Source organism: Ruegeria sp. HKCCD9138 (assembly GCF_057220975.1).
This window is the reverse complement of the sequence record NZ_JBWVAZ010000003.1, coordinates 133327-159320: the sequence shown is the minus strand read 5'-3', so window position 1 is coordinate 159320 and position 25994 is coordinate 133327. Positions and strand designations below refer to the sequence as shown.

Genomic DNA, 25994 nt, shown 5'->3' with positions numbered 1-25994 from the left:
GCGGTTAGGCAGAAAGACCTCGTTGTGGCCATTTCTGCAACGCTTCAACGCTTGACGAGGCTCAAAACTCCGGACATATCCCACTTCATGACAGACCTCGCTCATATCCGCAATTTCTCCATCGTCGCGCATATCGACCATGGCAAATCCACCCTTGCTGACCGGCTCATTCAAGAGACCGGAACGGTCAAGGATCGCGACATGAAGGAACAGCTGCTCGACAGCATGGATATCGAGCGGGAACGGGGCATCACCATCAAGGCCAACACCGTCCGCATCGACTATACCGCCGATAATGGTGAGCAATACGTGCTGAACCTGATCGATACCCCCGGCCACGTGGACTTTGCCTATGAGGTCTCACGTTCCATGCGCGCGGTCGAAGGCTCGCTGCTGGTCGTGGACTCGACCCAAGGGGTTGAGGCGCAGACGCTGGCGAATGTCTATCAGGCCATTGATGCCGATCATGAGATCGTGCCGGTGCTGAACAAGATCGATCTGCCCGCGTCCGACTGCGACCGCGTGGCCGAACAGATCGAGGATGTGATTGGCATCGACGCGACCGACGCCATTCAGGTCAGCGCCAAAACGGGGCAGGGCATCCACGAGACGCTTGAGGCCATCGTAAAACAACTGCCCGCGCCGCAGGGCAATCTGGATGCGCCTCTCAAGGCGATGCTGGTGGATTCGTGGTACGACGCCTATCTCGGCGTCATCGTTCTGGTCCGCATCATGGACGGCACGCTGAAAAAGGGCATGCGGGTCAAGTTCATGTCGAACGGCACCCTGCACCATGTCGACCGCGTCGGCGTCTTTCGCCCCGAGATGGAGATGGTGGACAGCCTCGGCCCCGGTGAGATCGGCTTCCTCACCGCCTCGATCAAACAGGTCCGCGACACCCGCGTCGGCGACACCATCACCAACGACCGCAACGGCACCGAGGACGCCCTGCCGGGCTTCAAACCCGCCCAACCGGTGGTGTTCTGCGGCCTCTTCCCCGTGGACTCAGCCGAATTCGAAGACCTCCGCGACGCCATCGACAAACTGGCCCTGAACGACGCCTCCTTCTCCTACGAAATGGAAACCTCCGCCGCCCTCGGCTTCGGCTTCCGCTGCGGCTTCCTGGGCCTCCTCCACCTCGAAGTCATCCGCGACCGCATCGAACGCGAATATGATATCGAGCTCATCACCACCGCTCCCAGCGTGATCTACCACGTCTTCATGAAAGACGGCGAGATGATCGAGCTGCACAACCCCGCCGACATGCCCGACCTCTCCAAGGTCGACCACCTCGAAGAACCCCGCATCAAGGCCACCATCCTCGTGCCGGATGAATACCTCGGCGACGTGCTGAAACTGTGTCAGGACCGCCGCGGCATCCAGCTGGACCTGACCTATGCAGGCTCCCGCGCCATGGTCGTCTATGACCTGCCGCTGAACGAGGTCGTCTTCGACTTCTACGATCGCCTGAAATCGGTGACCAAGGGCTATGCCTCGTTCGATTACCAGATGACCGGCTATACCGAGGATAATCTGGTCAAGATGTCGGTGCTAGTGAATGACGAACCGGTGGATGCGCTGTCGACCATGGTTCACCGCGACCGGGCCGAGATGCGGGGCCGGGCGATGTGCGAAAAGCTGAAAGATTTGATCCCGCGCCACATGTTCAAAATCCCGATTCAGGCGGCCATCGGAGGCAAGGTCATCGCCCGCGAGACCCTCTCGGCCCTGCGCAAGGATGTGACGGCGAAGTGCTACGGAGGCGACGCCACGCGGAAACGCAAACTGCTGGACAAGCAGAAGGCGGGTAAGAAAAAGATGCGCCAGTTCGGGAAGGTCGACATCCCGCAGGAGGCGTTTATTTCAGCACTCAAAATGGACAGCTAAGGCTGTCCATTTTGAGTGGCAGTCGAGGTTATAGGTCGATTTTTTGCCTGCGGTATTGAACCTCAAGCAATCAAGAATATCGCCTTGATATCTGAATAGCAGATTTCTCAATTTCGGGGAAAAGTGAATCCTCTGAAATTCCTACGGATCGCAGCTCTTCTAGGATTCTAACCTTGGAGGCTCCAGAAATGTTGAATTTCTCTATCGCAACGTCCGGCATGTTCAAGTCGTTGGGCCGGCTACCCAGCCCAAAAAGTAAAAATGCTCCGCTTTGAGCGGATATTCTAGGGTGGGTTTTCTTGGGAACAACCGAGACTATTTTAATAATGTCCATTGGGTATAGAATTGGCCGAAAGTTCGGTTTCTCGATCCTAACGAGTTGAAGGAGCGTTTTTATCACTTCGTGTTCGTTGAATTCTTCGACGATTACTTGGTTAAACTCCTTGCTCAAAACTTGGGACGACTCTTTTGAGCTATCGTACGCTTGATCCCAAAGCTCCTTCAAAAGACGTCGAATCTGGTCTTTTTCGTTGTTTTTGAGAAGCGCAAGCGCGGACATGCAGCTTACAGTATCGCTGTCAAAGTACTTTTGTTTGCTTATCTCGGGTTTTAAAACAACCACTTGCCCGTTTGTCCCAGGGTTTGCGGCTGCAGCAAAATAAAGAGCCACGAGAGGATTGCTGGACACATCCAGTAGCCTTGTAGGTAGGCCGTAGTGTTGTGCTCTAACCAGCCGATCAAAATTCGTCGAGTCTTGGTGAAATTCAGAGGGGTGAGAGGCTAAAAGCTGGCGCATCATCAAGTGTTCGGACTGACGATGGTTTTTGCTCCGAAATACTGATGGCTTTAGTTCGTACTCCTGCTTCGAATGGCCACGATACAATAAATTCGTGTATTTCTTCTCGCTAGCTAGTTTCGCAACCTTTCGAACGAAGCCTTCTAGGCTCGTTATCGGTCTTCCCATATTCAATCTTCACAATGCGGTTTTTACTATTGGGTCTTGCTACTACGGAGACGCAGTTGAATTCAAGCTAGCGAACAAACCCGGAGTGTGCATTCGCCAACTTAAAACCTGCGATAAATTGAACCACTCGGCGGCACCGCCGGGCCGCGCCGACCCGCCCCCGTCAAACCGGAGGTTTGCCTCCGGCAAAACGGGCGGCGCGTTTGCGCCACCCCTCGGGCCGGCGCTGCCCTCTTCTCTTTTGATCAACTGTCGCAAACGCGGCTGCCCCCCGGGGGCTCCGTCCGTTCAGGTCAGAGATTCACGCCTCAGGATCAGTGTCGCTCTGACCAAGCTCGGCAAGCTCGCTCCAAACGGCCTCCGGAATGTCCCAATCGGCCCATTCGAGCGTCTGCTCCACATGCTGCGGCCATGTTACGCCACACACCGTTGCGGCAATATTTGCGTCCCGCATCGAGAATTGCAGCGCCAGCGCGCCCATGGGGACGTCGTGGCGGGCACAGATTTCCTCGACCTTGCGCACGGGGTCGAGCGCCTCATCTGTTGCCGGCCGATAGACGTAGAAGTGATGCAGCGCGCTGCCCTTGGCCAGAACGCCCCCCGCATAAGGTGCGGCGTTCAGAACCGTCACGCCCTTCGCATTGGCCAGTTCGATCAACGGTGCCGCGTTCACGTTCACAAGCGTGTGCCGGTTATGCGTCATCACCACGTCGAAATCCCGGTCGCGCAGCATCGGCATCAGCACGTCCAGTCGTCCGCCTGCCAGACCAACGGCGGTTGCAAGACCTTCCTCTTTGATCCGGAACAGCTCGTCCAGCGCGCCGCCGCTGCGGGTGATCTCCGTCACGTCGGCCGCGTATTCCGGGTCGTGCAGGTGAAGGATATCCACGCGGTCCACACCCAGCGCCTCAAGGCTCTGCTCGAAGGACCGCCGCGCCTGGGCCGCGTCGAAAACGCTGCTCTCCATGTCCCGGTCGATTTTCGTGGACAGGACCCGGCCTTCGGGCCAGCCTCCCAGTTCGCGGATGACATGCCCGATGCGTTCTTCGCTGCGCCCCATCGCATAGCCGCGGGCAGTGTCGATGAAGCCATCGGGACGGGCAAGGATCGTGCGCAAGGTGTTCCGCGCCCGATCTTCGTCGACTTCGTATCCATAGATCTGCGGAATGCTACCGATACCGGTTGAGCCAAACCCTATTCGAGGGATACGAACTCCGGTTTGACCTATTTCCTGATGTGCCGCCATGACACCCTCCCAGCCCCCATCTGAATGTATGAATACTGTACGGGTTGGTTCCCTGGCGCAAGTTTGTGGAAATTTGAGGCCAAGCGGCAGAGCATTTTACCGTCTTCGAAAAGAGGGGGCGCCTTTAGACGCAGATGTATCAATGTGATACTATCTGCTTGGGGGACCGCGTTCAGGCCGCCTTGTTTTTCAGGCACTTGCAACGCCAGAACCTCAGAAATGAGAGGTTATTATGCACAAGTTCTTACAAACGACCGCAATTACAGTATTTGCTATCGGCCTGTCCATCGCGGCCAATGCCGAGACCTATGACGCAGCCGGCAAGGGCATGGGGGTGAACGGGAACGAGGTTTTTGGCATCTCGGACGGCCACGCGGTGATCAAGGCATTGACCACTTATGACAGTTTCGAAGTTGCCGCCGGAAATCCGATGGAAGGCGCGACCGGGTCCTGTTTCGGCGCGGTGCTCGTTAACGGGGCCGAGGTATCGGGTGGTGGCAATTGCGTGTTCGATACCGGCTCGGGCGACAAGGCAGTGATGAGTTGGACAACCACCGGTATCGGTGCTGATGGTGCACTGTCCGGGGACTGGACCGTGTCCGGCGGAACTGGCAACTGGGCTGACGCGTCGGGAAATGGAGCATTTTCGTTGCTCACTGATCCTGACACCAAGAAATTCGTCAACACGATCACAGGCAGCATCACGATCGACTGATAGCCGGCGGAATTGTAAGACGGGCGCGGAGGCGGATCGCTTCCGCGTCTTGTTGCGTGACTACGTTACGGGAGTTTCGAAAAGGTGATACTGTCAGCGTATTGCAAACAGTTTATTCCAAGGGAGAAGTGTAATGGATTCGAAACTGCGTACTGAAATTTCGATGGGTCGTCTCGACCATTACTATCACATCATGCGCACCACGATCTTCGCATATGTCGCCATTGCCGCGATCATCGGCTTCGGCTCTGAGGGGATTTCTTTGGTCCTGATCGTTCTGGTCATCGCGACCGCTGCCTACGGAATTCTCGCTGGCAAAACCGCGTTGGAAGACGTCGATAACCTGCGGGATGACATGACCGACGAATTTTCGCAAACCAGCTTTGCCAGAGGCCTCAAGTCGCGCAACGTAAAAGGGTTGATCCTGACCTCGAATGTCCTGATCGGCCTCATCGGGCTGGTGGAACTGATCGCGATATTTGCCTAAGTGTCTACAAACATTTTGGTTTTCGGGCCCATCCCAATCGGGACGCCATCTGCCATCTAATGCTTGCCTAAACCAAGCATGAAGTTTCCCTTAGGTAAGTTGCAACGGGCTCCTTCTCTCCCAATCTGTTCAGCAGGCCAGCGACGGCCCAGAGTTTTGGAGGAGAGAGCCAATGACCAGATTTATGACTGCCGGAGCAGCCGCTCTGGCCACGAGCCTAACCCTTGGAACAGCCGCAATGGCCGACAACACGCCTGACCTGCGCGGCACATGGCTGGGGTCGTATACGACTGTTTCACCCAGCCACTACCGAGGCGGAAATGAACCCCGTTTCAATCAGGCCGAATGGATGCTGGATGTTCAGATCCAAGAAAACAACGTCTTTTGGGGCCCCAGCAAGTGGCGTCGAGACGGTGATACCGAGTGGAACGAATACGAAGCTACGGGAACGATCAGCCTTGACGGTTCGGGTTCCATTGGAATCGTAGAGACCGCTCCGCTGGTGATTGGCGCGAACGCGTTGATCGATGCCCGGTACGAAGACGGCAAGATCTATGCCGAATTCCGTAGCCTGCGCAACGGAACGACTTACAGCACAGTTCTGGAACGGCAGGTGAACTGAAGCGGTTCCGGTCCGGGCGGTAGTAGGGGGTAAGTGCCGCTGTGGCGGAATGTAGTTGGTTGCCCCGGCCGGACCGGAACGCTTCTCAGAAACGGAACCATCGTCTCCACAGGGAGGGGACGGGCCGGGCGACCAATTCTGCACCCGCGACAGGGTTCAGATTGCCGCGTGTCAGGATACGGCGTTCCTTGGTACGCGTCATTTGGATCTTGCGGACCTTCAGCGCGATGTCGCTTGGTGGCATTGGGTACGCCCGGCTCTGGTTCCATTCCCCAGATGTATAGTCCCATAGACCAAATCCCGCACAAACCGCATGCTGACTATGTCCAGCCGGGTAGTTTTGCAGATCTCGGATTTGCCCTGCTTCGGTTTTCCAGACCCGCCAGGTTGTGTTTTTGCCCTGCCAATCGGTTTGCCAAGAGTCCAATTCCAACGTGTCGAACCGCTCCGGAAGGGCAGCTGCTTGGAACTCTGCGCCACGGCGATTCTCCGGGTTCGTGTTTCGAAGGAATCTGGGTCCGAAAGTTGTACATATCGGGCCGATTCCGTCCAGCGGAAGGCGCTTTGACCTTTGCAGGTGCAGAAACTGCCAAAAACAGGGGTGTTTCCGATTGGCTGAACTTTTCCGCCGTCAACCCTGCACGCATTCGCGCATTCTTGAGTTATCCACATCGCCTTCCCGGCAGATATCAACAGTTTATCCCCGTCTATTTTTCATGCTGCAGTGCTATTTTCTTGTCGGATCATGAGGCGAATGTAACAGTCTGATCACCGCAACGGTTTTTAGGAACCAGGGCGGGACGCACAGGCCTAGGGGGCCGCAGCGGCAAAAGTGGATTTTAGGATCTGTTTTGAGCTGCAGCAGCTTACCGGTGGTTCGTCAGCTGAATTGGACGTCATGTTCGGATCAGATGATCAGCCTCTCAGAAAGCCGATGCGTACTGCGGCGCGACATAGCGCGTGGCGCAGTGGCTTTGGTCCTTAACGGGGCCGGGGCAACTGGAACGGGACGCCCCTCGGGCGTGTCGGACCGGTAAGGCGTCAGGGGTGTCCGAAAGGATGCATGCAAAGACCGCGTCTGCGCACCTGACGCCTTTTCCTTTTCTTGAACCCCGGGTTCATACAGGCTACCACTCATCGCCCTCGAAACGGGAACGGGGGTCTTTTGCTTGCGCAAAGGACCCCCGTAGAAGTGTCAGATGATGCAATGCCGCGTCTATGCACCTACACTGAGCATGCTACTCTGTTCAGGATTGCAACGCAACTATATATTGCGGACCATTTCCGAAGGCCCGCAACATTTTGGCCAAACTCAGAGGTTTTCCTGAACGTCCGTAGCCGCACCCTGAATGGCGTCACCGGCTTTTTCGATATCTTTGCCAGCCCCTTTGGCCGTTTCGCAAGCGGTCAGTGAGAACATTGCCAAACCAATCAGAATCGCGCGGATCATTTGTAACTCCATAAGTGCTTGTTTTGGTTTGACTAGCAGTTTCCCGGGTTCAAAGCCACTGCTTTTCAAAGCCGTTCCGAACCTAATGCCCAGGGTAAGACGCAGCGCGTAATACCCGGTCACAACTTCGGCACGCCTTCCCCACCTCGTCTGTCCAAGCAAGGGGTGTCAGCAGTTCAAATTTTCAGATGCAGGTGAAAGCGTCAGCCCTCATCTGGGTTGAGCTACTTTGCTTCGCAGAACAGTTCGTAGACCACTTCCAGAATCCGGCGGGGGCGGTCATCCGCCAAACGATAGAATATAGCCTTGCCTTCACGGCGGGGGACGACAAGCCCTTCCAGACGAAGCCTCGACAATTGTTGGGATACGGCGGCTTGCCGGGCAGAAAGCAGTTCTTCCAACTGGGTCACCGACTTTTCTCCGGACACCAGATGGCACAGGATCATAAGTCTGCCTTCGTGGCTGATTGCCTTGAGAAAATTTGAAGCCTTCGTGGCGTTTTCGACCATTTGATCCATGCTTTGCGACGACATGTCGTTCGAGAATTGGGGAAGAGCCATTTTCTATTTCCTTGCGTGTCCTGCGGGTGTTTTGTGCCAACTGGAACCACCCTTTAGGCGAGCTATCTTGGTACAACTTTTGCTCATCTAATTCTATATGCATGAATCAAAATAGCGTGATGGGACAGAAAAGATTTTCAGGAATTGCATTGGCAGCACCGTGGAACCGGCGACAAAAGATGGTCGGGTTGTCCAACTGGACGCCGGGCTTTATTGCCCGTTTCACAGCAGAAATTGCTGATCGTTCCAGCACCCCTTGCGGCCCCTCGGTGGCAGCACTAAGACTCGGGTAACATCTCTTCGGGTAATGTCCCGATCCATAGCAAAGCAGGCAGGTCAGGAAATGTTCGATCCAGTTGACACTTACATGAATACGCTCGTCCCAATGGTCGTCGAACAGACCAGCCGGGGTGAGCGCGCCTACGACATCTTTTCGCGTCTTCTGAAAGAGCGGATCATTTTCATCAACGGTCCGATCCACGACGGTATGAGCCATCTGGTGGTGGCGCAGTTGCTGCACCTTGAGGCCGAAAACCCCAGCAAAGAGATTTCGATCTACATCAACTCGCCCGGCGGCGTCGTGACCAGCGGTTTGTCGATTTACGATACAATGCAGTACATCAAGCCGAAATGTTCCACATTGGTGATCGGTCAGGCGGCGTCGATGGGCTCCGTGCTATTGGCCGGTGGTGAGAAGGGAATGCGGTTTTCGCTGCCCAACAGCCGCATCATGGTGCACCAGCCCAGTGGCGGGTATCAGGGCCAGGCCAGCGATATCATGATCCACGCGGCCGAGACGCAGAAGCTGAAGGATCGCCTTTATGACATTTACGTTCGCCATACCGGCCAGACCAAAAAGGCGGTTGAAAAGGCGTTGGATCGCGACAATTTCATGAGCCCGGAAGAGGCCAAGGAGTGGGGTCACATCGACGAAATCGTCGAGAACCGCGCGAAAATGGATGGCGATGACGGCTGAGTTCAAAACCTCGCGCAAGGTGCGTGAGGATTGATTTTGAGATTGTAGCTGCCACAGTGCTGGCCTAAGCTGCAGGCAAAGGCGGCAAACGCGGTCCGGGCGGGCCGCTGGGATGGAGCCCGAAAGGTAGAACATGGCGACGAATTCAGGCGGTGACGGTAAGAATACGCTCTACTGCAGCTTCTGCGGCAAAAGCCAACATGAAGTACGTAAGCTTATTGCCGGTCCGACCGTATTTATCTGCGATGAATGCGTTGAACTGTGCATGGACATCATCCGCGAGGAAACCAAGGCCAGCGGCCTGAAATCCTCGGATGGTGTGCCGACACCCAAGGATATCTGCGAAGTTCTGGACGATTATGTCATCGGGCAGGCCACCGCCAAGCGTGTTCTGTCGGTCGCCGTTCACAACCACTACAAGCGTTTGAATCATGCCCAGAAGGCGGGCAATGATATCGAGTTGGCAAAGTCGAATATCCTGCTGATTGGACCGACCGGTTGCGGCAAGACCCTGCTGGCCCAAACATTGGCGCGCATTTTGGACGTTCCGTTCACAATGGCGGACGCGACCACACTGACCGAAGCCGGTTACGTGGGTGAAGACGTTGAGAACATAATCCTCAAGCTGTTGCAGGCCAGCGAATACAACGTCGAACGCGCTCAGCGCGGCATCGTTTACATCGACGAGGTCGACAAGATCACGCGCAAATCGGAAAACCCGTCGATCACCCGTGACGTATCGGGTGAAGGCGTGCAGCAGGCGTTGCTGAAGCTGATGGAAGGTACGGTCGCCAGTGTTCCGCCACAGGGTGGGCGCAAGCATCCGCAGCAGGAATTCCTGCAAGTGGACACGACGAACATTCTGTTCATCTGCGGTGGTGCATTTGCCGGGTTGGACAAGATCATTGCGCAGCGCGGCAAAGGTTCGGCCATGGGATTTGGCGCGGACGTGCGGGAAAATGACGAACGCGGTGTGGGCGAAATCTTCAAGGAACTGGAGCCCGAAGACCTGCTGAAATTCGGTCTGATCCCGGAATTCGTCGGACGTCTGCCGGTGCTGGCAACGCTTGAGGATCTGGACGAAGATGCTTTGGTCACCATCCTGACAAGCCCCAAAAACGCTTTGGTCAAGCAATACCAGCGTCTGTTCGAACTGGAAGATGCTGAGCTGGCGTTCACCGATGACGCACTGAAAGCGATCGCCAAAAAGGCCATTGAGCGCAAAACCGGCGCGCGTGGCCTGCGTTCGATCCTCGAAGATATCCTGCTGGATACGATGTTCGAACTGCCGGGGATGAAAAACGTCACCGAGGTTGTGGTGAACGAAGAGGCTGTGACGTCTGACAAGCAGCCTTTGATCATCTATGCGGATGCGGCAGAGTCGGCCTCGGCTGGTTAAGCGCAGATAGTCAATGAAATTATGCGGCGCGGCTTTGACCGCGCCGTTTTTCGTACAAGGGCAAAGCAATGATCAAACGCATTTCGTCCGGCGGAGAGTTTGAAGCCAAAGTCGGTTATTGTCGCGCCGTCGTAGCGGGCGGCTGGGTTCATGTTGCGGGCACGGTCGGGCAGGGCGATGATGTGGTCGAGCAATGCCGGTCTGCCCTTTCGATCATCGAAAAGGCGCTGATTGAGGCAGGTGCAACCTTTGCGGATGTCGTTCGGGCCACCTACATGCTGCCGGATCGCGCTGAGTTTGAGCCGTGCTGGCCGATCCTTGCCGAAACATTCGGTGCCAATCCGCCTGCAGCAACGATGATCGAGTGCGGATTGATAGACCCGAAATACCGCATCGAAATTGAAGTGACTGCATTCTTGCTGGAATGACGCAGGGTGGCCTCGTTGCACTGGACCTTGGCCCGCCTTTGGTCCATATCTGCGGGAACAGAAATGCCGGAGGCAGCCAATGGGAATCCTGAACACTCTTTTGCGGGCCGTGACCTGGTGGAACGGAGCCACCCTGAACACGCAAATCTACACCGCGCGCAAGGGCGTAAAGGTTGGCGAGGACGACGAAGGCAACGTGTTCTACCGCAATTCCGATGACAGCAAGCGTTGGGTGATTTTCAATGGCGAGGCCGAGGCCAGCCGCATTGATCCGGACTGGCATGGGTGGCTGCACCGCACATGGGATGAACCACCGACGGACAAGCCGCTGCCCCACAAATCGTGGGAAAAGCCGCATCAGGAGAACTTGACCGGTACGGCGCTGGCTTACGCGCCCGCGGGTTCGCTGCGCCGCCCCGATCCGGTCGAACGGACGGATTACGAGGCCTGGAGCCCGGAATAGGCGAGGCACCTATGTCGACTCACACCATGACCGAAGTTCTTGTCGGCGGGGCCGTACTGGCCGGTGCCATTGCATTTGGCGTCTATGCCAGCCAGTCAACCGGTTTGTCACAGTCAAGCACCGGATACGAGCTCGGCGCGTCGTTCCGGTCGCTGGAAGGTGTCAGTGTGGGCACCGACGTGCGGCTGGCCGGCGTCAAGATCGGCACGGTTACAGATGTCACGCTGAACCCGGAAACCTATCGGGCCGACACCAGTTTTTCTGTTGCGGACGGCATACTGATCCCCGATGACAGTGCGGTCGTGATCTCTTCCGAGGGTCTGCTGGGCGGAAATTTTGTTGAGCTCATGCCGGGTGGATCTCCGTTCTATTTCGAGCCCGGCGATCAGATCGAAGATACGCAAGGTGCGGTTAGCCTGATTTCGCTGCTTGTGAAATTCGTGGCCGGGGACGGCAGCGAATGAAATACGTACTACTGACGGCTTTGTTCCTGGCAGCCTCGGGCGCTGTGGCGCAGGAAAAGGTCCAATCCGGCCCCGGAGCCATGCTGCGCGGGTTGGACAAGGTCAGCGGCCAGACGGTTGATGTTCAGGTGCAAAACGGTCAGACCGCAACGGTCTTTGGTTTGGACGTCGCGCTGGGGGATTGTCGCTATCCGGTTGATAACCCGACCGGTGACGCGTTCGCATACCTTACGATCTGGGAGCAGGGAAAATCCCAGCAGTTGTTCGACGGGTGGATGATCGCGACGTCGCCGGCGCTGAATGCGCTGGATCATGCGCGCTACGATGTCTGGGTGATCCGCTGTATGACCCCCTGAGGGGTTTGATCCAAATCTGCCGTGAAATCAGCGCTGGCATCCAGCGCCCGTTTCAGTTCGGCATGGTAATCGGCCCGCGATATCTCGATGGCCCCCATGGACGCCAGATGAGCCGTCAGAAACTGCGTGTCAAACAGGGCAAAACCGGTTTGGCGTAACCGGTCAACCAAATAGGCCAGACCTATTTTCGACGCGTCTGTGCGCCGCGAAAACATGCTTTCGCCAAAGAAAGCCGCCCCTAAAACAACGCCATAGACACCTCCGATCAGTGCATCCCCTTCCCACACTTCCAGAGAGTGGGCGTGACCGCTTCGGTGCAAATGCCTGTACAGGCGGCGCAATTCCGAGTTGATCCAGGTGTCTGCCCTGTCCGCGCACCCGTCAACAACGCCGTCAAAATCGCGATTAATAGTGACGGTGTATCCGCACGTGCGAATGCGGCGCGCCAGGCTGCGTGAGATGTGGAAACCGTCCAGAGGAAAAACACCCCTGAATTTGGGGTCGACCCAGAACAGGTCCGGGTCGTTTCGGTGTTCGGCCATCGGGAATATCCCGATGGAATAACCGTGTAGCAGAAGTTCAGGGGACAGGCTCATGTTGGGTGCACCGGGGCCGGAGGGCGAGGGCCCTCCGGATTTTGGGTCCTATTGGGCCATGTTCTCCGCAAGCCAGTGTTCCAGCCAGTGGATGTTGTAATCACCGCTGTGCAGGTCGGGTTCTTGCAACAGGGCGTGGAACAGCGGCACGGTGGTGTCGATCCCGTCCACGATCAGTTCACCCAGAGCGCGGTTCAGACGGGCCAGGGCTTCGTCACGGTCGCGGCCTTGGACGATCAGCTTTGCGATCAGCGAGTCGTAGTAGGGCGGGATCGAGTATCCGTCGTAGAGAGCCGAATCCATCCTTACACCCAGACCGCCCGGCGCGTGATAGGCCGTGATCTTTCCCGGACAGGGCGAGAAATTCGGCAGTTTCTCGGCATTGATCCGCACTTCGATGGCATGGCCGTTGATCTCAAGATCGTCCTGACCGAACGACATGGGCTCGCCTGCTGCGACGCGGATCTGCTCGCGTACCAGATCGACGCCAAAGATGCCCTCGGTCACCGGGTGTTCCACCTGCAGGCGCGTGTTCATCTCGATAAAGTAGAACTCGCCTTTTTCGTACAAGAACTCGATGGTGCCCGCGCCAATGTAGTTGATCTTTGCTACGGCGTCGGCGCAGACTTTGCCGATCTTGGCGCGTTCTTCCGGGCTGATGCAGGGGCCGGGGGCCTCTTCGAACACCTTCTGGTGGCGGCGCTGCAGCGAGCAGTCGCGTTCGCCCAAATGGGCTGCGTTGCCCTTGCCGTCGCCAAAGACCTGGATCTCGATATGGCGCGGCGTGGTCAGGTATTTCTCGATATAGACCTCGTCGTTTCCGAAGGCGGCCTTACCCTCGGCCCGCGCGGTCATGAAGGCGCTTTCCATCTCATCCGCGCTCATCGCGACTTTCATACCGCGTCCGCCGCCACCGGCTGTGGCCTTGATGATGACAGGATAGCCGAATTCCTCACCGATCTTTCTGGCCGTGGCCAGATCCGGTACGCCACCGTCAGAACCCGGAACGCAAGGTACGCCCAGTTCCTTCATCGTGTCCTTGGCGGTGATCTTGTCGCCCATGATGCGGATGTGCTCGGCGGTGGGACCGATGAACGTGATGCCGTGATCTTCGACGATCTGCACGAACTCGGCATTCTCGGACAGGAAGCCATAGCCGGGGTGGATCGCCTGCGCGCCGGTGATTTCACAGGCCGAAATGATCGCGGGCACTGAGAGGTAGCTTTGCGGGCTGGGCGCGGGGCCGATACAGACCGATTCGTCGGCCATGCGCACATGCATCGCGTCGCTGTCGGCGGTCGAATGCACGGCAACCGTCGCAATCCCCATCTCGCGCGCGGCGCGGATAACGCGCAGGGCGATCTCGCCTCGGTTGGCAATCAGGATCTTGTCGAACATGGGCCCGCCTTACTCGATGATGACCAGAGGAGTGCCGAATTCCACGGCGTCGCCATCGCTGACCAGAATGCGTTTGACGGTGCCAGACTTGGGGGCGTGGATGTGGTTCATGGTTTTCATCGCCTCGACGATCAGAAGGGTGTCGCCTTCGGACACGGACGCGCCGACCGAGATGAATGCGGGCGCGCCCGGTTCAGCCTGCATGTAAACAGTGCCGACCATGGGCGAGGTTACGGCGCCGGGATGGCTGGCGGGGTCGTCCGTAGCTGCAGCCGGGGCCTCAGCGGGGGCCGCCGCAGCAGCGGGCGCGGGTGCCATCGGAGCGGGGGCGGCCGGTACGGCCACCTGAACCGGGGCTGCCACGGCTTGAGCTGCACGACTGACGCGCACGTTCAGGCTGTCTTCTTCGCCATATTCACGCTTGACCTGCAACTCGGTCAGATCGTTTTCGCGCAGCAATTCGGCCAATGCCTTGATGAACGCCACATCCGCTTCGTGTTTGGTATCTGTCATGAGTGTCCTCGAAGGTTCCCCTTTGGCCCGTTTGTTCCCTGCGGGCTCGGTCTGATTACGCAGGGTTATAAGCCATGCGGTCGACCATGAAAAGCGCCGTCTGAGTATGAAAAGTAAGGGTTTTGCAGTAAATGCGACGGCCTTAAAACGTCACAGCGGCGTTCCCGACAATTTTGCCACCAATTCGGGCAGTTTGCGCGCGCCGTACTTCTCCAGAAGCCGGGCGCGGTAAGCCTCGATCGTGCGATAACTCAGCCCGAGTTCGGCCCCGATTTCCTTTGCGGACAATCCGCGACAAGACAGGATTGCAACCTCGCGTTCGCGGGCTGTCAACTCGACCAATGGTCGTTCTTCGGAGATATCCGAAAAGCTCCAGATGCCATGGCGGAAAGGGTCGTCCGGCGTCAGCGACCGGCCGCGGGCGCGGCACCAGAACAGATCTCCGTTGCGCCGCCGCATGACCCGTTCATCGGTGTAATAACCGGTGTCGCGCATCACCTGTAAGCTGCGTTCGCCGATGCGTTCCCAGTCAGCCACCGAAGGATACAGGTGCAACAGCGGCATGTTGCGGTACTCGGCCTCGTCACCGCCAAAGGTACGGGCGAATTGCAGATTGCAGCGACGGATGATCCGGTTTTCCAGTTCAACCAGGCCAATTGGCGCATATTCGAAGGCGGGATCGCTCATATACGTATGGTGACGCGTATTTGCGGGAAAGAGAAGAGGCGCGGTTCAGAAAGCTCGGAATAACGGGGCGCAGAAGCTGTCAAGACTGTAAACGTCGTTTGAAAACCCACTCATAAATGCTACAAAAAATTTAATTATTCTGAAAACAGTGTTACCGTTTTCAGATATGCTTTGTTGGGGCTGAGCCATCATGCGCGACACATTAACCGGCAGTCGGATACGTGAAAGGCGCCAGATATCGGGTCTGCGACAGGCTGAACTGGCGCGGCAGGTCGGCATATCGGCGTCGTATCTGAACCTGATCGAACATAATCGCCGTCGTATCGGGGGTAAGCTGCTGGTCGATATCGCCGGTGCCTTGTCGGTCGAACCCTCGGCGCTGACGCAAGGGATCGAGGAAACTCTGATCTCCGCCCTGCGTGAGGCGGCAGCGGATTCGGTAGGCCAGCAGGCCGAGTTGGACGGGCTAGAGGAATTTGCAGGCCGTTTTCCCGGCTGGTCCGGCGTACTGGCACAGATGCACAACCGGGTGGTTTCATTGGAACGCACGGTGGAAACCCTGTCGGATCGCCTGACGCATGATCCCCACCTTGCCGCCTCGATGCACGAAGTTTTGTCAACCGCAGCCGCAATTCGATCGACCGCAGCCATTTTGGCCGAACCCGGAGAACTCGATGCCGAGTGGCGCAACCGGTTCCATAAGAACCTGCATCAGGATGCCGAGCGTCTTGCCGAAAGCTCCAAGGCGTTGGTGGCGTTTCTGGATGACAGCGAAGGGCAGAAGGATCGGCGCGGTGTGCCGTTGGACGCGGTCGAGGATTTTTTTGCAGATCACGGATTTCATTTTCCCGATATCGAGGCGGGCGGGACAGAACGGCCCACACTTGATGAATTGGAGTCGGCGGCATCCAGATCGCTTGCCAATGATTTTCTGGATGTTTATGCGTCCGATGCCCAAGCTCTGCCTTTGGATGCATTCCTTGCTGCGCTCGATAGATCCGGCCCGGACCCTCTGGCACTGACTGCGGCGTTCTCGGTCGATCTCGCCACTGTCCTGCGACGGCTTGCTTTCCTACCCGAGGGCACATTGGCCCGTCCGGCCGGTTTGGTGATTTGCGACGCGTCGGGCAGCATCCTGTTTTACAAACCGACACCCGGTTTCGCTTTGCCGCGCCACGGTGAGGGGTGCCCGCTCTGGCCGGTGTACACGGCCCTGAACCGTCCGCTGGTGCCGATCCGGAAGCGTATCGTTCAGATGGGACGGGCGGCGGCAGAATTCGAATGCTACGCAATAGCGTGGCCGCAACCATCCGAGGATTTTGGAGTCGACCCAGTTTATCGCTCGGTAATGCTGGTGCTGCCGATCGAGGATGCGGTGCAGCCAGCCGACTCAACCGCGCAAGCTGGGGCAAGCTGCCGGATTTGCCCGAAACGAGACTGCATGTCGCGCCGCGAGCCGTCGATTCTGAGCGAAGGCTTTTGACAGGTTCCAGACACAGCGCTTAATCTGGCAGAGACAGGTGGCCCGGCGTGCGACCGGTCATGGGGAGGGACTGAAAATATGAGCCGAAAGGTTCTGTTGATCGAGGATGAGCCCAACATTGCCGAGGCAATCCGCTTCCTGCTGACTCGTGAAGGCTGGCAGGTCGAAACCCATTCGGAAGGTTCGGACGCGATCCACGTGATTGCGGCCGCCAAGCCGGACTTGGTCATTCTGGATGTCATGCTGCCGGGCAAGAGCGGCATGGATATTCTGCGTGACCTGCGCGAACACGCCGAGTTGAGGGGGCTGCCTGTGTTGATGCTGACTGCCCGCGGCCAATCCCGCGACCGGGAAATGGCAGAGCAGGCCGGGGTGAGCCGGTTCATGACCAAACCCTTCTCCAACGCCGAAGTTCTGACCGCAGTACGCGACCTGCACGCGCAGGCCACAAGGTCATGAACGCGCCGGACGACGAGCAACATCCGTCGTCGGTACGTCCGTCGGTTTTTCTCGAACGGCAAAGCTATCGAAGGCGTCGACTGACGGATGCCGCCCGACTGCTGCCGTTTCTTGGCGCGGCTATGCTTGCGCTGCCGCTGTTGTGGCCGGATCAAAGCGGCGGAGAGGGGGCCGTACCCCTTTCCGCTGCAATATTCTATATTTTTGCGTGCTGGGGTGTTCTGATTCTGATTGGTGTGGTCTTCGGGATTGCTGCAAGGCGTCTGACCGCTCCGGACGGCCCCGCGCCGGAGCCTGAAGAATGGCAACGCTGAATGTCCTGATCCTGGTTTGCCTCGGCTACGTGGTTTTGCTGTTCGCCGTCGCCTTTGCCGCCGATCGCATGGCAGCGGTGGGCCGGGGCAAGTGGCTGCGCTCGCCGCTTATCTACACATTGTCGTTGTCGATCTATTGCACAGCATGGACCTTTTACGGCGCTGTCGGCAACGCTGCCCGATCGGGGCTTGAGTTTGTCACCATCTATCTTGGGCCCACTCTGGTTATGGTCAGTTGGTGGTGGGGCCTGCGCAAGCTGGTGCGCGTGGGGCGCAGCCAGCGTGTAACTTCGATCGCCGACCTGATCTCGTCGCGATACGGAAAGTCAAACACGCTCGCCGTTTGCGTGACCATTTTGGCAGTGCTTGGCGGAACGCCGTATATCGCCCTGCAACTGCAGTCGATTACGTTGTCCTTTTCGATCTTTGCCGAAGCAGACCCGACGGGATTGTACCGCGAAGGCTCCAGCGTGTTCTGGGTAGCCGCTGGGCTGGCCGTATTCGCCATTCTGTTCGGCACACGCAATCTGGATGTCAACGAACGCCACCATGGCGTGGTCACTGCCATCGCACTGGAGGCGGTGGTCAAGCTGTTTGCCTTGCTGGCCGTTGGCATTTTCGTTGTCTGGAGTGTCGCTGGTGGGCTGGGACCGATGATGGAGCGGATCGATGCGTCGGAGATCGGACAGTGGAACGTGGACGCCAGCCGCTGGACGACGTTCATCTTTCTGTCCGCTGCGGCCTTTATCTGCCTGCCGCGGATGTTTCAGGTCATGGTCGTGGAAAACGACGACGAAAGCCATTTGCGCACGGCCGCCTGGGCTTTCCCCCTGTACCTGCTGCTGATGAGCCTGTTCGTCGTCCCTATCGCAGTTGTCGGTCTGGATTTGTTGCCCGAGGGGTCGAATCCCGACCTGTTTGTTCTCACCGTGCCGCTGTCGCTCGGCAACGAGGGGCTGGCAATGCTGTCGTTTATCGGCGGGTTCTCCTCGGCCACGTCCATGGTCATCGTGACGGCGATGGCGTTGTCGACGATGGTGTCAAACCATGTGGTCATGCCGATCTGGCTCAACACGCAGGAAGGTTCGGGTTCGGTTTCGGGTGATGTGCGAACTGTCGTTCTGATGGCGCGCAGGGTGTCGATCGCGGTCATCATGGCGCTGGGGTATTTCTACTATCATCTGTCGGGCGGAGGGGCTGCGCTGGCCTCGATCGGGTTGGTGGCTTTTGCCGGGATTTCGCAAATTCTGCCGGCACTGGTCGGCGGTTTGTTCTGGCGCGGGGCCACTCGGGCCGGGGCACTGGCCGGGCTCAGCGTTGGGTTTGGCCTGTGGATCTACACGCTGCTTTTGCCGGGGATGGGGGGTGGAATCATCCCCAGTTCGGTCATTGAAAACGGCCCCTTCGGGTGGGGTTGGTTGCGGCCTCAGGCGCTGTTCGGAATCGAAGGGATCGACCCGATGGTGCATACCGTCATGTGGTCTATGTCGCTGAACACCATCGCGTTCTGCGTGACATCACTGCTGAGTTTTCCCAGCCCGCTCGAGCGTTTGCAGGGTGCGCAGTTCGTCGACATTTTTGACCATTCCATCGCGCCGCGCGGCTGGTCCGGGTCCGTGGCGCAAAGCGAAGATCTGATGATCATGACCCAGAGGATTCTGGGCACCGTGCCGGCGCAAGAGTTCTTTCAGGCCGAGGCAGCCAAACAAAATGGCCGGGCGGGGCGGCTGCCGGAACCCACGCCCAGTTTTCTGCAACGCCTTGAGCGTGAGCTGAGCGGTTCGGTAGGTGCTGCAACTGCCCATGCGATGATCGGTCAGATTGTCGGCGGCTCGTCCGTGTCTGTCGAAGACCTGCTGGCTGTGGCGGATGAATCCGCGCAGATGCTTGAGTATTCCAGCCAGCTTGAGGCGAAATCTGCCGAACTGAGCCGCACCGCGCGGCAGTTGCGCGAAGCAAATGCGAAGCTGACTCAGGTCTCGATGCAAAAGGACGCGTTCCTCAGTCAGGTCAGCCATGAGTTGCGCACACCCATGACCTCGATCCGGGCGTTTTCCGAGATCATGCGAGATACGGATGGTTTGAGCGCTGACGAGCAGACCCGATATGCGGCAATCATCCATGATGAAGCCTTGCGTCTGACGCGGCTGTTGGATGATCTGCTGGATCTGAGTGTTCTGGAAAGCGGACAAGTCAGCCTGAATATGGGGGACGGTACACTGCGCGCGGTGCTGGACCGGGCCGTTTCCAGCGCGTTGGCCGGTGGCAACCGGACTCTCGTCGTGCGACGCGTCCGATCGACCGAACGTATCGCGCTATACACCGATTTGGATCGTTTGGGTCAGGTTTTTATCAACCTGATTTCCAACGCGCAGAAATACTGTGATGCGATCGAGCCGGTACTGACTATTTCGGCCCATGACGTGGGCGGTCAGGTTGTGATCGATTTCATCGACAACGGCGGTGGAATCCCATCCGAGGCACAATCCATGGTGTTCGAGAAATTCGCCCGCGTCGGTTCCGACAAGGCCGGCGGCGCGGGTCTGGGATTGGCGATTTGCCGCGAGATCATGCAGCGTTTGGGGGGAGAGATCACCTATTTGCCAGGTCAGGGCGGCGCGGCCTTCCGCGTCTCATTGCCGCTGGCATTCAGCCAAGCGGCCCAATGACAAATACATAAAGATTTTCGTAACCTTCGGCGGGTTACACCGGTTATCGGATCAGAAGATGTATTGGGCGGTTCGGTGACATGACACAACATGCCAATGCCGCTTTGGCGCGCAAGCTTTCGGCGGGGCAGGACAGCGCAGGAACCAATCCCCGATCGATTCTGCGGGCGCTGCGTCTGGCTCTCGCGCGTTCTGCCAGTGAGCGATTGAACCTGTCCCTGTCGGTGATTGGTATCAAGCAGGGGGTACGTTCGCAGGAAGATCTGCTGGATGTGGTCAACGACGGTTGGATGCTCCTGCGGTTTACCTATCATCAAGGTGCGGCGGCGGTGTGCATTGATCCGGGCTTCGTTTCGGCCATCGTGCAAACCCAGACGATCGGAGAGGTGATGGGCGGGCAACCGCAACCCCGGGCGTTTACTGACACCGACGCGGCAATGGCGGTGCCGCTGATTGATGATCTGTTCAACCGGGCGCAATCTCTTGTGGACGGGCCGATGGGCCTTGCAAGCCTCTCCGGATTCGAGTTCGAGGTACGCGCCGAAGACGCCCGGTCGCTGGTGCTGGGGATGGTGAATGACAGCTACCGAGTTTTCGATCTGACCGTCGATCTGGCAGGCGGGCTGAGGCAAGGCCAGATCGCGATTCTGCTACCTGAAATTCAAGCGACCGAGGGCGATCAGGAAGCCGAAAGTTTGGATGACGGGTTAAGCCTGAGCGTGGCTTCAGGCGTTATGCGGGCTGAATTGCACGCCATGATCTGCCGTATGTCACTGCCACTTTCCACTTTTTCAAATCTCAAGACCGGGGATGTTCTGCCGCTGACCGGTGCGCGGCTTGATCGAACCAATGTCGAGACCATCGACAGAACCAAAGCGGCAATTGGAAGGTTGGGTCAATGTGGCGGCATGCGTGCCGTGCGGATCAATGAACAAGTGTCGGTGCCAGCCATACCCGATGGGGTCGAACAGACATTCATGGAAAGCCGCACGGGATTGCGGCCCGCGGACGCGCCGGACGTCGTTCCTCAGCATGATTCAAGCCACGGAGTTTCCAAAGCGCAATTGCCGGCAAACGTGACAGGCGACGGGGAGATGGATACGGCCGCTACAAGCCCCGATCAGGTGATGGCTGAAATCACTCAGCTCGCGGGCTTGCCGGGATACGACGAGGACGAAGATCGGACGCCCTGATCCGATCAGTCTGGCGCGTTGCGCATCTGCTCCAAGGCCGGGCGCAGGTTGTCCAGCGCGTACCCCGCCTTGGTCGTCGCATCGAGGATTTCGTCGGTGCTCAACTGGTCGCATTGGCCCAATGCCCAAACGACCGAGCACCGTGTGCCCGACGCGCAATAGGCCAGAACCGGACCGGTGCAGCTTTCGGCCATATCCCTTTGACGCGCGACGTTTTCCGGCGTCATGGTCTGATGCGTCAGCTCCAGCACTTCATATTCCATCCCGGCAGCACGCACGGCTTCGCCGATAGCGTCCGACTGCTGATCCGGTGGTACCTCGGAATTGGGCCGGTTGCAGATCACTTTGACAAAACCTGCCTCGGCAATGGCTGGCACGTCCTCGACCGAGATCTGGGGCGAGACGGCATAGCGGGGTGTAATCGGGCGAATCTCCATGAGGAATGCTTAGGCCGCGTTGGCAATTCTGTCCAGTTGCGCGCCCAGTTTCGGGGCCGCGAACATGCCCGCGATCATAGCGATCAGAAAGACGACACCACCAGTTCCGCCATAGCTGAGCGACGCCATTGCGGGACCCGGGCACAGACCGGCCAAACCCCATCCCATACCAAACAGGACAGACCCGACAATCAAACGGTGATCCAGCTCGGGCCTGGGCGCGGTCGGAAACTGCCCGCCGACCAGTGGTTCGCGTCCCTTGGTCAGCCGCCAGGCCACCAGCATGGGCAGAATTGCACCGCCCATCACAAAGGCCAGCGTCGGGTCCCAGTTGCCAAAAACATCCAGCCAGCCCTGTACCTTGGTCGTATCAGTCATGCCGGAGATCAGCAGGCCGATGCCGAACAGGGACCCGGCCACAAAGGCAAGCATAATCCGCATCAAACCACCCCCAGAACGTGGCGAAACAGCACCAGAGTCAGACCTCCGGCAAGGATATAAAACACGGTGGCGACGATCCCGCGCATGGAAAACCGAGATATCCCACAGACCCCGTGACCGGATGTGCAGCCATTTGCAATCCGTGTGCCAATGCCAACCAGCAGACCCGCCAGAATCACGATGGCCAGATCGCCGGTCAGGTGCGTCTGGGCCTGAGGTGCAATCAACGGGCGCAGCAGCAGAGGCATGCCAATGAGGCCAGCAACAAAGGCCAGACGCTCGGTCCGGATCTTCCGGTCGCTGCGTTCAATCAATCCACCCAGTATCCCGCTGGCGCCCATGATGCGGCCATTGCCCAGCAGAAAAACCGCAGCGCCAAGTCCGATCATCAGACCTCCGGCAAGGCCCCAGATCCATTCAACGTTCATCCAAACATCTCTTTTTCGTCGTTCACAGTTTGTTGACCGGCAGCTTGAGGAACACGTCGCCCTTTTCATCCACGGGCGGCATCTGACCTGCGCGCATATTCACCTGCAGCGACGGCAGAATCAGCCGGGGCATGGACAGGGTCGCGTCACGCGCATCGCGCATCTCGACGAATTCTTCGATGCTGCGACCCTGTCCGATATGGACATTGAGGGCCTTTTGCTCGCCCACGGTTGTTTCCCACGCAAATTCGTCCCGACCGGGGGCCTTGTAGTCATGGCCGACAAACACGCGTGTTTCATCCGGTAATGACAGAATTTTCTGTATCGACGCATATAGATCGGCCGACGATCCACCCGGGAAATCGCAGCGCGCCGTGCCGAAATCCGGCATGAACAAGGTATCTCCGACAAAGGCTGCGTCACCGATAACGTAAGTCATGCAGGCGGGTGTATGGCCGGGCGTGTGCAGGACATCCCCGCGCATCTGGCCTATGTGAAAGCTGTCTCCTTCCTTGAACAACGCATCAAACTGGCTGCCATCGCGCTGGAATTCGGTGCCTTCGTTGAAGATCTTTCCGAACGTGTCCTGGATCACCACGATGTTTGCGCCGATGCCGATGCGGCCGCCAAGCTTCTGCTGCAAATAAGGGGCTGCGGACAGGTGATCGGCATGAACGTGACTTTCCAAAATCCACTCAATCTTGAGGTCCTGTTCCGTCACGTAATCGATGATCTGATCCGCTGACGTCGTATTGGTGCGACCCGAGGCATGATCGAAATCCAGCACGCTGTCGATGATGGCGCAGGCCGAGCCCTCTGGTTCTTGCACCACGTAGGAAACGGTGAAGGTCTCGGGCTCAAAGAATGCTTTCACGATGGGTGTCATTGGGTCCTCCCGCCGGTTAGTTCATATATTGATAGCGGAATGTGATGGAAGTTCCAAATCACGAGTTGATGTCAGTCAAGGCAATTCGAGAGATTTTCGTATAAGGATTAATCGACCAGTGGTGTATCGCCGATTTTTCGAGAGAACAGGCAAGAAATTGCGCGACGTTCATCTAGTCTCATTCTGGTCTTAATGTCGTTACCTATATCAGACACAGTAACGACATGTGGGAGGAAGCAAATGACTGCTCAGGATCTTTTTGCCGAAGCGGAACAGCTGGAACAAAAGCTGCAGAACGCTTGTCTGGACACACGTCTGGCTCTGCAACCCAGTGTCAGCAAAGTTCTGGATCGGATGCGCGCAACAGGTGTTCATATTCCGTCGCGCCTGCGACGACTGGATGCGGCCCTGTGCGAAGATGCGCTTGAAGCGCGATTTGACAATATGCCGGTCTGACCGGGGTGGTCATCCAAGCGAAATGCCAAGGATGACCATCATCAATCCAATCACCGACAGAAAAAGCGCAGCCATGTTCCATGGCAGCACGCCTTGAACGGCGGCCCTCAATTCATCGTCCGACAATCCGGATCTGCGCGCTTTCATCACACGCAGGATGCACCAGATAAGGCCGGCCAACCCGGCCAAGGACAGGGCGGCCCCGCCCCAGACGATGATGTCGAACATAGTTTCCAACACTTGCCAAAATTCCTGCAACCGCGCTTAGCGGATCGGTGTCGTCGGTACAAGCCCGGCTGCCCGATTGCACGCTTGCGCCCCGCGCGGTGTCGATGTATCCGGCACATTGCCCGATGACATCGCATCACCAAACAGTCCCTGGGAGAGACGCAGATGGAAGACATCACCGAAGATCAGGCCGCTGCCAATTACCGAGTTACTGCAGGCGAACTACGCCAGTTCGTTGAGCGGATCGAGCGTCTGGAGCTGGAGAAAAAGGATATCGCGGATCAGATCAAAGAGGTCTACGCCGAAAGCAAGGCACGCGGTTACGATGTGAAGGCGATGCGCAGCATCATTTCCCTCAGGAAGCGCGATAAGGATGACATTGCTGAACAAGAAGCCGTCATCGAGATGTACAAAGAAGCGCTGGGGATGACCTGAGGCCATTCTGCCATCCCAATACTTGTTTCACGGTGCTACACCCTCAGTGTGAAGTGCCGGTCGTCGGCAGTTGTTGCCGTCCGAAAAAACAGCGGGGTCGAGGTCACTCGATCGTCGGTTATGTCGATAAATTTCCAAATATCAAAGATATCCTTCAAAAAACGTGCTAGGCTTAGCCTATTGAGATGCCGATTTTTTAGGAGACAGCTTGATGGCAACTTTGAACGTTGCGTTTTGGAATGTTGAAAACCTTTTTGACCATGAAAACGCCCCCCGAGACCCCAAGCTGAAGCAGAAGCTGGCGGATGAACTGGTGGGGTGGACCGCCGCTGTCAGAGACAAAAAGATCACTCAGTTGGCGAGCGTGGTAGAACAGATGTTCAACGGCACCGGACCTGCCTTGCTTGGCCTTTGTGAGGTCGAAAACGAAGACGTGGTTCAGCGTCTGGCGAATGCGATCAACATCCCGGGTCGAAATTACCAGATCGCTGCGCACGCGTCTCCGGATGCACGGGGAATCGACACGTCATTTATCTTTGACGCGAATGAGCTGTCCGTAGTGGAAACTGATCATCAGAGCGTTATCAAACGTTCTGCGACGCGGGATATCTTTTGGGCGCGGCTCAAAGTTGCTGCCAGCGACGAGGAATTTGTCGCGATCGCCAACCACTGGCCGTCAAGAAGCGCGGGGCAGTACAGTTCCGAACCCTTTCGGATGCTCACCGGCGAAACGCATGCCTACATCACAGCAAACATGCTGAACGAGGAGGCCGGCGGTGACAAAAATCTGCCGATCATTTCAATGGGTGATTTCAATGACGAACCCTTCAACAGATCGATGCAGGAGTATCTCCTGGGCAGCCGCGATCCGGGTCGGGTCCGCTATTCGAGATCCGGGCACATGTTGAACCTGATGTGGCCGATAATGTTCGGGCATGATCCCGGGACATATCTCTACCAAAGCGACTGGAACATGCTGGATCAGTTTCTGGTGTCTTATGGCATGCTCCGAGGACCCAGCCCGATCAAGGTGGATGCAGACACGGTGGAAATATTCCGACCTGCTGTGATGGTGGGTTCCAGTGGTCGACCGAGGCGCTTTAGCAGACCGTCCGCCAAATCGGGCGTTGATTTGGACGGGGTGTCTGATCATTTTCCGATCCTCGTGAAGTTGGACGTTTAGATCTGCGGTCGCCGTCGACCACCATTAGGCCCGTCGGTTCCAATTTGTCAGGAATGCAGAACCCGCAATTGCGGAGTGTTCGTGATGCACGGACCATTATGCGATGCCTGAATAATTCGGTCACTTGTGCCGGCTCAGTTGGTGGGCGTACGCATTTCAGGTCACCGCTTT

32 protein-coding genes are annotated in these 25994 nt (G+C 57.5%); 18 read left to right on the top strand and 14 right to left on the bottom strand.

The window, feature by feature from the left end:
• The first annotated feature begins 87 nt into the window (after positions 1-87).
• Positions 88-1887, top strand: coding sequence for a translation elongation factor 4 (gene lepA / locus AC2TEL_RS06615; RefSeq protein WP_480902765.1), 1800 nt, complete (start codon positions 88-90; stop codon positions 1885-1887).
• A 70-nt stretch (positions 1888-1957) separates the two neighbouring features.
• Here lepA and AC2TEL_RS06610 read toward each other — a convergent pair whose 3' ends face one another.
• Both AC2TEL_RS06610 and AC2TEL_RS06605 read right to left on the bottom strand, forming a co-directional pair.
• Positions 1958-2851: an FRG domain-containing protein gene (locus AC2TEL_RS06610; protein WP_480902763.1), complete on the bottom strand. Its 894-nt coding sequence runs from the start codon at positions 2849-2851 to the stop codon at positions 1958-1960.
• Positions 2852-3152: 301 nt separating this feature from the next.
• Entirely contained in the window at positions 3153-4097 is a 945-nt protein-coding gene (locus AC2TEL_RS06605) for an aldo/keto reductase (RefSeq protein WP_480902760.1), read from the bottom strand.
• A 232-nt stretch (positions 4098-4329) separates the two neighbouring features.
• Here AC2TEL_RS06605 and AC2TEL_RS06600 point away from each other — a divergent pair, with 232 nt between their 5' ends.
• The 3 genes from AC2TEL_RS06600 (at position 4330) to AC2TEL_RS06590 (ending at position 5921) form a co-directional block, all read left to right on the top strand.
• A complete protein-coding gene (locus AC2TEL_RS06600) occupies positions 4330-4812 on the top strand; it encodes a hypothetical protein (protein ID WP_480902758.1) in 483 nt (160 codons plus the stop codon).
• A gap of 133 nt (positions 4813-4945) precedes the next feature.
• Positions 4946-5299 (top strand): hypothetical protein, encoded by a 354-nt coding sequence (locus tag AC2TEL_RS06595; RefSeq protein ID WP_480902756.1) that lies wholly within the window; start codon positions 4946-4948, stop codon positions 5297-5299.
• Positions 5300-5471: 172 nt separating this feature from the next.
• Positions 5472-5921, top strand: a complete 450-nt coding sequence (locus tag AC2TEL_RS06590) for a hypothetical protein (protein WP_480840545.1) — start codon at positions 5472-5474, stop codon at positions 5919-5921.
• Positions 5922-6006: 85 nt separating this feature from the next.
• Here the strand turns inward: AC2TEL_RS06590 and AC2TEL_RS06585 are convergent, their stop codons facing one another.
• From AC2TEL_RS06585 to AC2TEL_RS06575, 3 genes are all read right to left on the bottom strand, one after another.
• On the bottom strand, positions 6007-6165 hold the full coding sequence (locus AC2TEL_RS06585; RefSeq protein WP_480840544.1) for a hypothetical protein: 159 nt from the start codon (positions 6163-6165) through the stop codon (positions 6007-6009).
• Positions 6166-7233: 1068 nt separating this feature from the next.
• Entirely contained in the window at positions 7234-7371 is a 138-nt protein-coding gene (locus AC2TEL_RS06580) for an entericidin A/B family lipoprotein (RefSeq protein ID WP_480840542.1), read from the bottom strand.
• Positions 7372-7595: 224 nt separating this feature from the next.
• Positions 7596-7931 (bottom strand): ArsR/SmtB family transcription factor, encoded by a 336-nt coding sequence (locus AC2TEL_RS06575; protein WP_480840540.1) that lies wholly within the window; start codon positions 7929-7931, stop codon positions 7596-7598.
• Positions 7932-8274: 343 nt separating this feature from the next.
• Here AC2TEL_RS06575 and AC2TEL_RS06570 point away from each other — a divergent pair, with 343 nt between their 5' ends.
• The 6 genes from AC2TEL_RS06570 (at position 8275) to AC2TEL_RS06545 (ending at position 12017) form a co-directional block, all read left to right on the top strand.
• Complete coding sequence (locus AC2TEL_RS06570) at positions 8275-8907, top strand: ATP-dependent Clp protease proteolytic subunit (protein WP_480840536.1); 633 nt, start codon at positions 8275-8277, stop codon at positions 8905-8907.
• A 133-nt stretch (positions 8908-9040) separates the two neighbouring features.
• Complete coding sequence (gene clpX / locus AC2TEL_RS06565) at positions 9041-10306, top strand: ATP-dependent Clp protease ATP-binding subunit ClpX (protein ID WP_480840534.1); 1266 nt, start codon at positions 9041-9043, stop codon at positions 10304-10306.
• A gap of 68 nt (positions 10307-10374) precedes the next feature.
• Complete coding sequence (locus tag AC2TEL_RS06560; RefSeq protein WP_480902753.1) at positions 10375-10734, top strand: RidA family protein; 360 nt, start codon at positions 10375-10377, stop codon at positions 10732-10734.
• Positions 10735-10813: 79 nt separating this feature from the next.
• A complete protein-coding gene (locus AC2TEL_RS06555) occupies positions 10814-11197 on the top strand; it encodes an NADH:ubiquinone oxidoreductase subunit NDUFA12 (protein WP_480902752.1) in 384 nt (127 codons plus the stop codon).
• A gap of 11 nt (positions 11198-11208) precedes the next feature.
• Entirely contained in the window at positions 11209-11661 is a 453-nt protein-coding gene (gene mlaD, locus AC2TEL_RS06550) for an outer membrane lipid asymmetry maintenance protein MlaD (RefSeq protein ID WP_480902750.1), read from the top strand.
• Positions 11658-12017 (top strand): DUF2155 domain-containing protein, encoded by a 360-nt coding sequence (locus AC2TEL_RS06545; protein WP_480840527.1) that lies wholly within the window; start codon positions 11658-11660, stop codon positions 12015-12017. The genes mlaD and AC2TEL_RS06545 overlap by 4 nt, the downstream gene beginning before the upstream one ends.
• On the opposite strand, the gene aat is transcribed toward AC2TEL_RS06545, so the two are convergent.
• The 4 genes from aat to AC2TEL_RS06525 form a co-directional block, all read right to left on the bottom strand.
• The gene (gene aat / locus AC2TEL_RS06540; protein WP_480840525.1) at positions 11981-12613 is read right to left on the bottom strand and encodes a leucyl/phenylalanyl-tRNA--protein transferase; all 633 of its coding nucleotides are present in this window, start codon (positions 12611-12613) and stop codon (positions 11981-11983) included. The genes AC2TEL_RS06545 and aat overlap by 37 nt on opposite strands.
• Before the next feature lie 48 nt (positions 12614-12661).
• Positions 12662-14011: an acetyl-CoA carboxylase biotin carboxylase subunit gene (gene accC, locus AC2TEL_RS06535; RefSeq protein ID WP_480902748.1), complete on the bottom strand. Its 1350-nt coding sequence runs from the start codon at positions 14009-14011 to the stop codon at positions 12662-12664.
• 9 nt (positions 14012-14020) lie between these two features.
• Positions 14021-14524, bottom strand: coding sequence for an acetyl-CoA carboxylase biotin carboxyl carrier protein (gene accB, locus AC2TEL_RS06530; protein ID WP_480840521.1), 504 nt, complete (start codon positions 14522-14524; stop codon positions 14021-14023).
• 150 nt (positions 14525-14674) lie between these two features.
• Positions 14675-15211: a LuxR C-terminal-related transcriptional regulator gene (locus AC2TEL_RS06525; protein WP_480902745.1), complete on the bottom strand. Its 537-nt coding sequence runs from the start codon at positions 15209-15211 to the stop codon at positions 14675-14677.
• Between the two features lie 190 nt (positions 15212-15401).
• Here AC2TEL_RS06525 and AC2TEL_RS06520 point away from each other — a divergent pair, with 190 nt between their 5' ends.
• From AC2TEL_RS06520 to AC2TEL_RS06500, 5 genes are all read left to right on the top strand, one after another.
• Entirely contained in the window at positions 15402-16694 is a 1293-nt protein-coding gene (locus tag AC2TEL_RS06520) for a short-chain fatty acyl-CoA regulator family protein (protein ID WP_480840517.1), read from the top strand.
• Positions 16695-16772: 78 nt separating this feature from the next.
• On the top strand, positions 16773-17153 hold the full coding sequence (locus tag AC2TEL_RS06515; RefSeq protein WP_480840515.1) for a response regulator transcription factor: 381 nt from the start codon (positions 16773-16775) through the stop codon (positions 17151-17153).
• Positions 17150-17467 (top strand): hypothetical protein, encoded by a 318-nt coding sequence (locus AC2TEL_RS06510; protein ID WP_480840513.1) that lies wholly within the window; start codon positions 17150-17152, stop codon positions 17465-17467. Before AC2TEL_RS06515 ends, AC2TEL_RS06510 begins: the two co-directional genes overlap by 4 nt.
• Positions 17455-20136 (top strand): ATP-binding protein, encoded by a 2682-nt coding sequence (locus tag AC2TEL_RS06505; protein WP_480902743.1) that lies wholly within the window; start codon positions 17455-17457, stop codon positions 20134-20136. Before AC2TEL_RS06510 ends, AC2TEL_RS06505 begins: the two co-directional genes overlap by 13 nt.
• Positions 20137-20216: 80 nt before the next feature.
• Entirely contained in the window at positions 20217-21329 is a 1113-nt protein-coding gene (locus AC2TEL_RS06500; RefSeq protein WP_480902740.1) for a FliM/FliN family flagellar motor switch protein, read from the top strand.
• 5 nt (positions 21330-21334) lie between these two features.
• Here the strand turns inward: AC2TEL_RS06500 and AC2TEL_RS06495 are convergent, their stop codons facing one another.
• Genes AC2TEL_RS06495 through AC2TEL_RS06480 form a run of 4 tightly spaced genes read right to left on the bottom strand, consistent with a single transcriptional unit; the run spans position 21335 to position 23521 of the window.
• Positions 21335-21766: a protein tyrosine phosphatase family protein gene (locus AC2TEL_RS06495; RefSeq protein WP_480840507.1), complete on the bottom strand. Its 432-nt coding sequence runs from the start codon at positions 21764-21766 to the stop codon at positions 21335-21337.
• A gap of 9 nt (positions 21767-21775) precedes the next feature.
• Positions 21776-22207, bottom strand: coding sequence for a DUF6691 family protein (locus tag AC2TEL_RS06490; protein ID WP_480902737.1), 432 nt, complete (start codon positions 22205-22207; stop codon positions 21776-21778).
• The gene (locus tag AC2TEL_RS06485; protein WP_480840503.1) at positions 22207-22635 is read right to left on the bottom strand and encodes a YeeE/YedE family protein; all 429 of its coding nucleotides are present in this window, start codon (positions 22633-22635) and stop codon (positions 22207-22209) included. The genes AC2TEL_RS06490 and AC2TEL_RS06485 overlap by 1 nt, the downstream gene beginning before the upstream one ends.
• Before the next feature lie 22 nt (positions 22636-22657).
• The gene (locus AC2TEL_RS06480) at positions 22658-23521 is read right to left on the bottom strand and encodes an MBL fold metallo-hydrolase (protein ID WP_480902735.1); all 864 of its coding nucleotides are present in this window, start codon (positions 23519-23521) and stop codon (positions 22658-22660) included.
• A gap of 240 nt (positions 23522-23761) precedes the next feature.
• Here AC2TEL_RS06480 and AC2TEL_RS06475 point away from each other — a divergent pair, with 240 nt between their 5' ends.
• Positions 23762-23977 carry a hypothetical protein gene (locus AC2TEL_RS06475; RefSeq protein WP_480840499.1) on the top strand — a complete coding sequence of 72 codons (216 nt, stop codon included), beginning with the start codon at positions 23762-23764 and terminating at the stop codon, positions 23975-23977.
• A 9-nt stretch (positions 23978-23986) separates the two neighbouring features.
• Here AC2TEL_RS06475 and AC2TEL_RS06470 read toward each other — a convergent pair whose 3' ends face one another.
• A complete protein-coding gene (locus AC2TEL_RS06470; protein ID WP_480840497.1) occupies positions 23987-24205 on the bottom strand; it encodes a hypothetical protein in 219 nt (72 codons plus the stop codon).
• A gap of 165 nt (positions 24206-24370) precedes the next feature.
• Between AC2TEL_RS06470 and AC2TEL_RS06465 the strand changes: the two genes are divergently transcribed.
• Positions 24371-24640 (top strand): DUF2312 domain-containing protein, encoded by a 270-nt coding sequence (locus AC2TEL_RS06465; protein WP_480840495.1) that lies wholly within the window; start codon positions 24371-24373, stop codon positions 24638-24640.
• Positions 24641-24851: 211 nt separating this feature from the next.
• Positions 24852-25823 (top strand): endonuclease/exonuclease/phosphatase family protein, encoded by a 972-nt coding sequence (locus AC2TEL_RS06460; protein WP_480902733.1) that lies wholly within the window; start codon positions 24852-24854, stop codon positions 25821-25823.
• Positions 25824-25994: the final 171 nt, after the last annotated feature.

What these genes read in the sequence shown, in the direction of transcription:
- AC2TEL_RS06470 (WP_480840497.1), bottom strand. Translation starts at nt 24,205, where the DNA reads ATGTTCGACATCATCGTCTGGGGCGGGGCCGCCCTGTCCTTGGCCGGG.
- AC2TEL_RS06495 (WP_480840507.1), bottom strand. Translation starts at nt 21,766, where the DNA reads ATGGAGATTCGCCCGATTACACCCCGCTATGCCGTCTCGCCCCAGATC.
- AC2TEL_RS06525 (WP_480902745.1), bottom strand. Translation starts at nt 15,211, where the DNA reads ATGAGCGATCCCGCCTTCGAATATGCGCCAATTGGCCTGGTTGAACTG.
- mlaD (WP_480902750.1), top strand. Translation starts at nt 11,209, where the DNA reads ATGTCGACTCACACCATGACCGAAGTTCTTGTCGGCGGGGCCGTACTG.
- AC2TEL_RS06485 (WP_480840503.1), bottom strand. Translation starts at nt 22,635, where the DNA reads ATGAACGTTGAATGGATCTGGGGCCTTGCCGGAGGTCTGATGATCGGA.
- AC2TEL_RS06580 (WP_480840542.1), bottom strand. Translation starts at nt 7,371, where the DNA reads ATGATCCGCGCGATTCTGATTGGTTTGGCAATGTTCTCACTGACCGCT.
- AC2TEL_RS06480 (WP_480902735.1), bottom strand. Translation starts at nt 23,521, where the DNA reads ATGACACCCATCGTGAAAGCATTCTTTGAGCCCGAGACCTTCACCGTT.
- AC2TEL_RS06500 (WP_480902740.1), top strand. Translation starts at nt 20,217, where the DNA reads ATGACACAACATGCCAATGCCGCTTTGGCGCGCAAGCTTTCGGCGGGG.
- AC2TEL_RS06590 (WP_480840545.1), top strand. Translation starts at nt 5,472, where the DNA reads ATGACCAGATTTATGACTGCCGGAGCAGCCGCTCTGGCCACGAGCCTA.
- AC2TEL_RS06610 (WP_480902763.1), bottom strand. Translation starts at nt 2,851, where the DNA reads ATGGGAAGACCGATAACGAGCCTAGAAGGCTTCGTTCGAAAGGTTGCG.
- AC2TEL_RS06515 (WP_480840515.1), top strand. Translation starts at nt 16,773, where the DNA reads ATGAGCCGAAAGGTTCTGTTGATCGAGGATGAGCCCAACATTGCCGAG.
- accC (WP_480902748.1), bottom strand. Translation starts at nt 14,011, where the DNA reads ATGTTCGACAAGATCCTGATTGCCAACCGAGGCGAGATCGCCCTGCGC.
- accB (WP_480840521.1), bottom strand. Translation starts at nt 14,524, where the DNA reads ATGACAGATACCAAACACGAAGCGGATGTGGCGTTCATCAAGGCATTG.
- AC2TEL_RS06560 (WP_480902753.1), top strand. Translation starts at nt 10,375, where the DNA reads ATGATCAAACGCATTTCGTCCGGCGGAGAGTTTGAAGCCAAAGTCGGT.
- AC2TEL_RS06575 (WP_480840540.1), bottom strand. Translation starts at nt 7,931, where the DNA reads ATGGCTCTTCCCCAATTCTCGAACGACATGTCGTCGCAAAGCATGGAT.
- clpX (WP_480840534.1), top strand. Translation starts at nt 9,041, where the DNA reads ATGGCGACGAATTCAGGCGGTGACGGTAAGAATACGCTCTACTGCAGC.
- AC2TEL_RS06460 (WP_480902733.1), top strand. Translation starts at nt 24,852, where the DNA reads ATGGCAACTTTGAACGTTGCGTTTTGGAATGTTGAAAACCTTTTTGAC.
- AC2TEL_RS06490 (WP_480902737.1), bottom strand. Translation starts at nt 22,207, where the DNA reads ATGCGGATTATGCTTGCCTTTGTGGCCGGGTCCCTGTTCGGCATCGGC.
- AC2TEL_RS06505 (WP_480902743.1), top strand. Translation starts at nt 17,455, where the DNA reads ATGGCAACGCTGAATGTCCTGATCCTGGTTTGCCTCGGCTACGTGGTT.
- aat (WP_480840525.1), bottom strand. Translation starts at nt 12,613, where the DNA reads ATGAGCCTGTCCCCTGAACTTCTGCTACACGGTTATTCCATCGGGATA.
- AC2TEL_RS06585 (WP_480840544.1), bottom strand. Translation starts at nt 6,165, where the DNA reads ATGCCACCAAGCGACATCGCGCTGAAGGTCCGCAAGATCCAAATGACG.
- AC2TEL_RS06520 (WP_480840517.1), top strand. Translation starts at nt 15,402, where the DNA reads ATGCGCGACACATTAACCGGCAGTCGGATACGTGAAAGGCGCCAGATA.
- AC2TEL_RS06465 (WP_480840495.1), top strand. Translation starts at nt 24,371, where the DNA reads ATGGAAGACATCACCGAAGATCAGGCCGCTGCCAATTACCGAGTTACT.
- AC2TEL_RS06475 (WP_480840499.1), top strand. Translation starts at nt 23,762, where the DNA reads ATGACTGCTCAGGATCTTTTTGCCGAAGCGGAACAGCTGGAACAAAAG.
- AC2TEL_RS06595 (WP_480902756.1), top strand. Translation starts at nt 4,946, where the DNA reads ATGGATTCGAAACTGCGTACTGAAATTTCGATGGGTCGTCTCGACCAT.
- lepA (WP_480902765.1), top strand. Translation starts at nt 88, where the DNA reads ATGACAGACCTCGCTCATATCCGCAATTTCTCCATCGTCGCGCATATC.
- AC2TEL_RS06545 (WP_480840527.1), top strand. Translation starts at nt 11,658, where the DNA reads ATGAAATACGTACTACTGACGGCTTTGTTCCTGGCAGCCTCGGGCGCT.
- AC2TEL_RS06555 (WP_480902752.1), top strand. Translation starts at nt 10,814, where the DNA reads ATGGGAATCCTGAACACTCTTTTGCGGGCCGTGACCTGGTGGAACGGA.
- AC2TEL_RS06605 (WP_480902760.1), bottom strand. Translation starts at nt 4,097, where the DNA reads ATGGCGGCACATCAGGAAATAGGTCAAACCGGAGTTCGTATCCCTCGA.
- AC2TEL_RS06600 (WP_480902758.1), top strand. Translation starts at nt 4,330, where the DNA reads ATGCACAAGTTCTTACAAACGACCGCAATTACAGTATTTGCTATCGGC.
- AC2TEL_RS06570 (WP_480840536.1), top strand. Translation starts at nt 8,275, where the DNA reads ATGTTCGATCCAGTTGACACTTACATGAATACGCTCGTCCCAATGGTC.
- AC2TEL_RS06510 (WP_480840513.1), top strand. Translation starts at nt 17,150, where the DNA reads ATGAACGCGCCGGACGACGAGCAACATCCGTCGTCGGTACGTCCGTCG.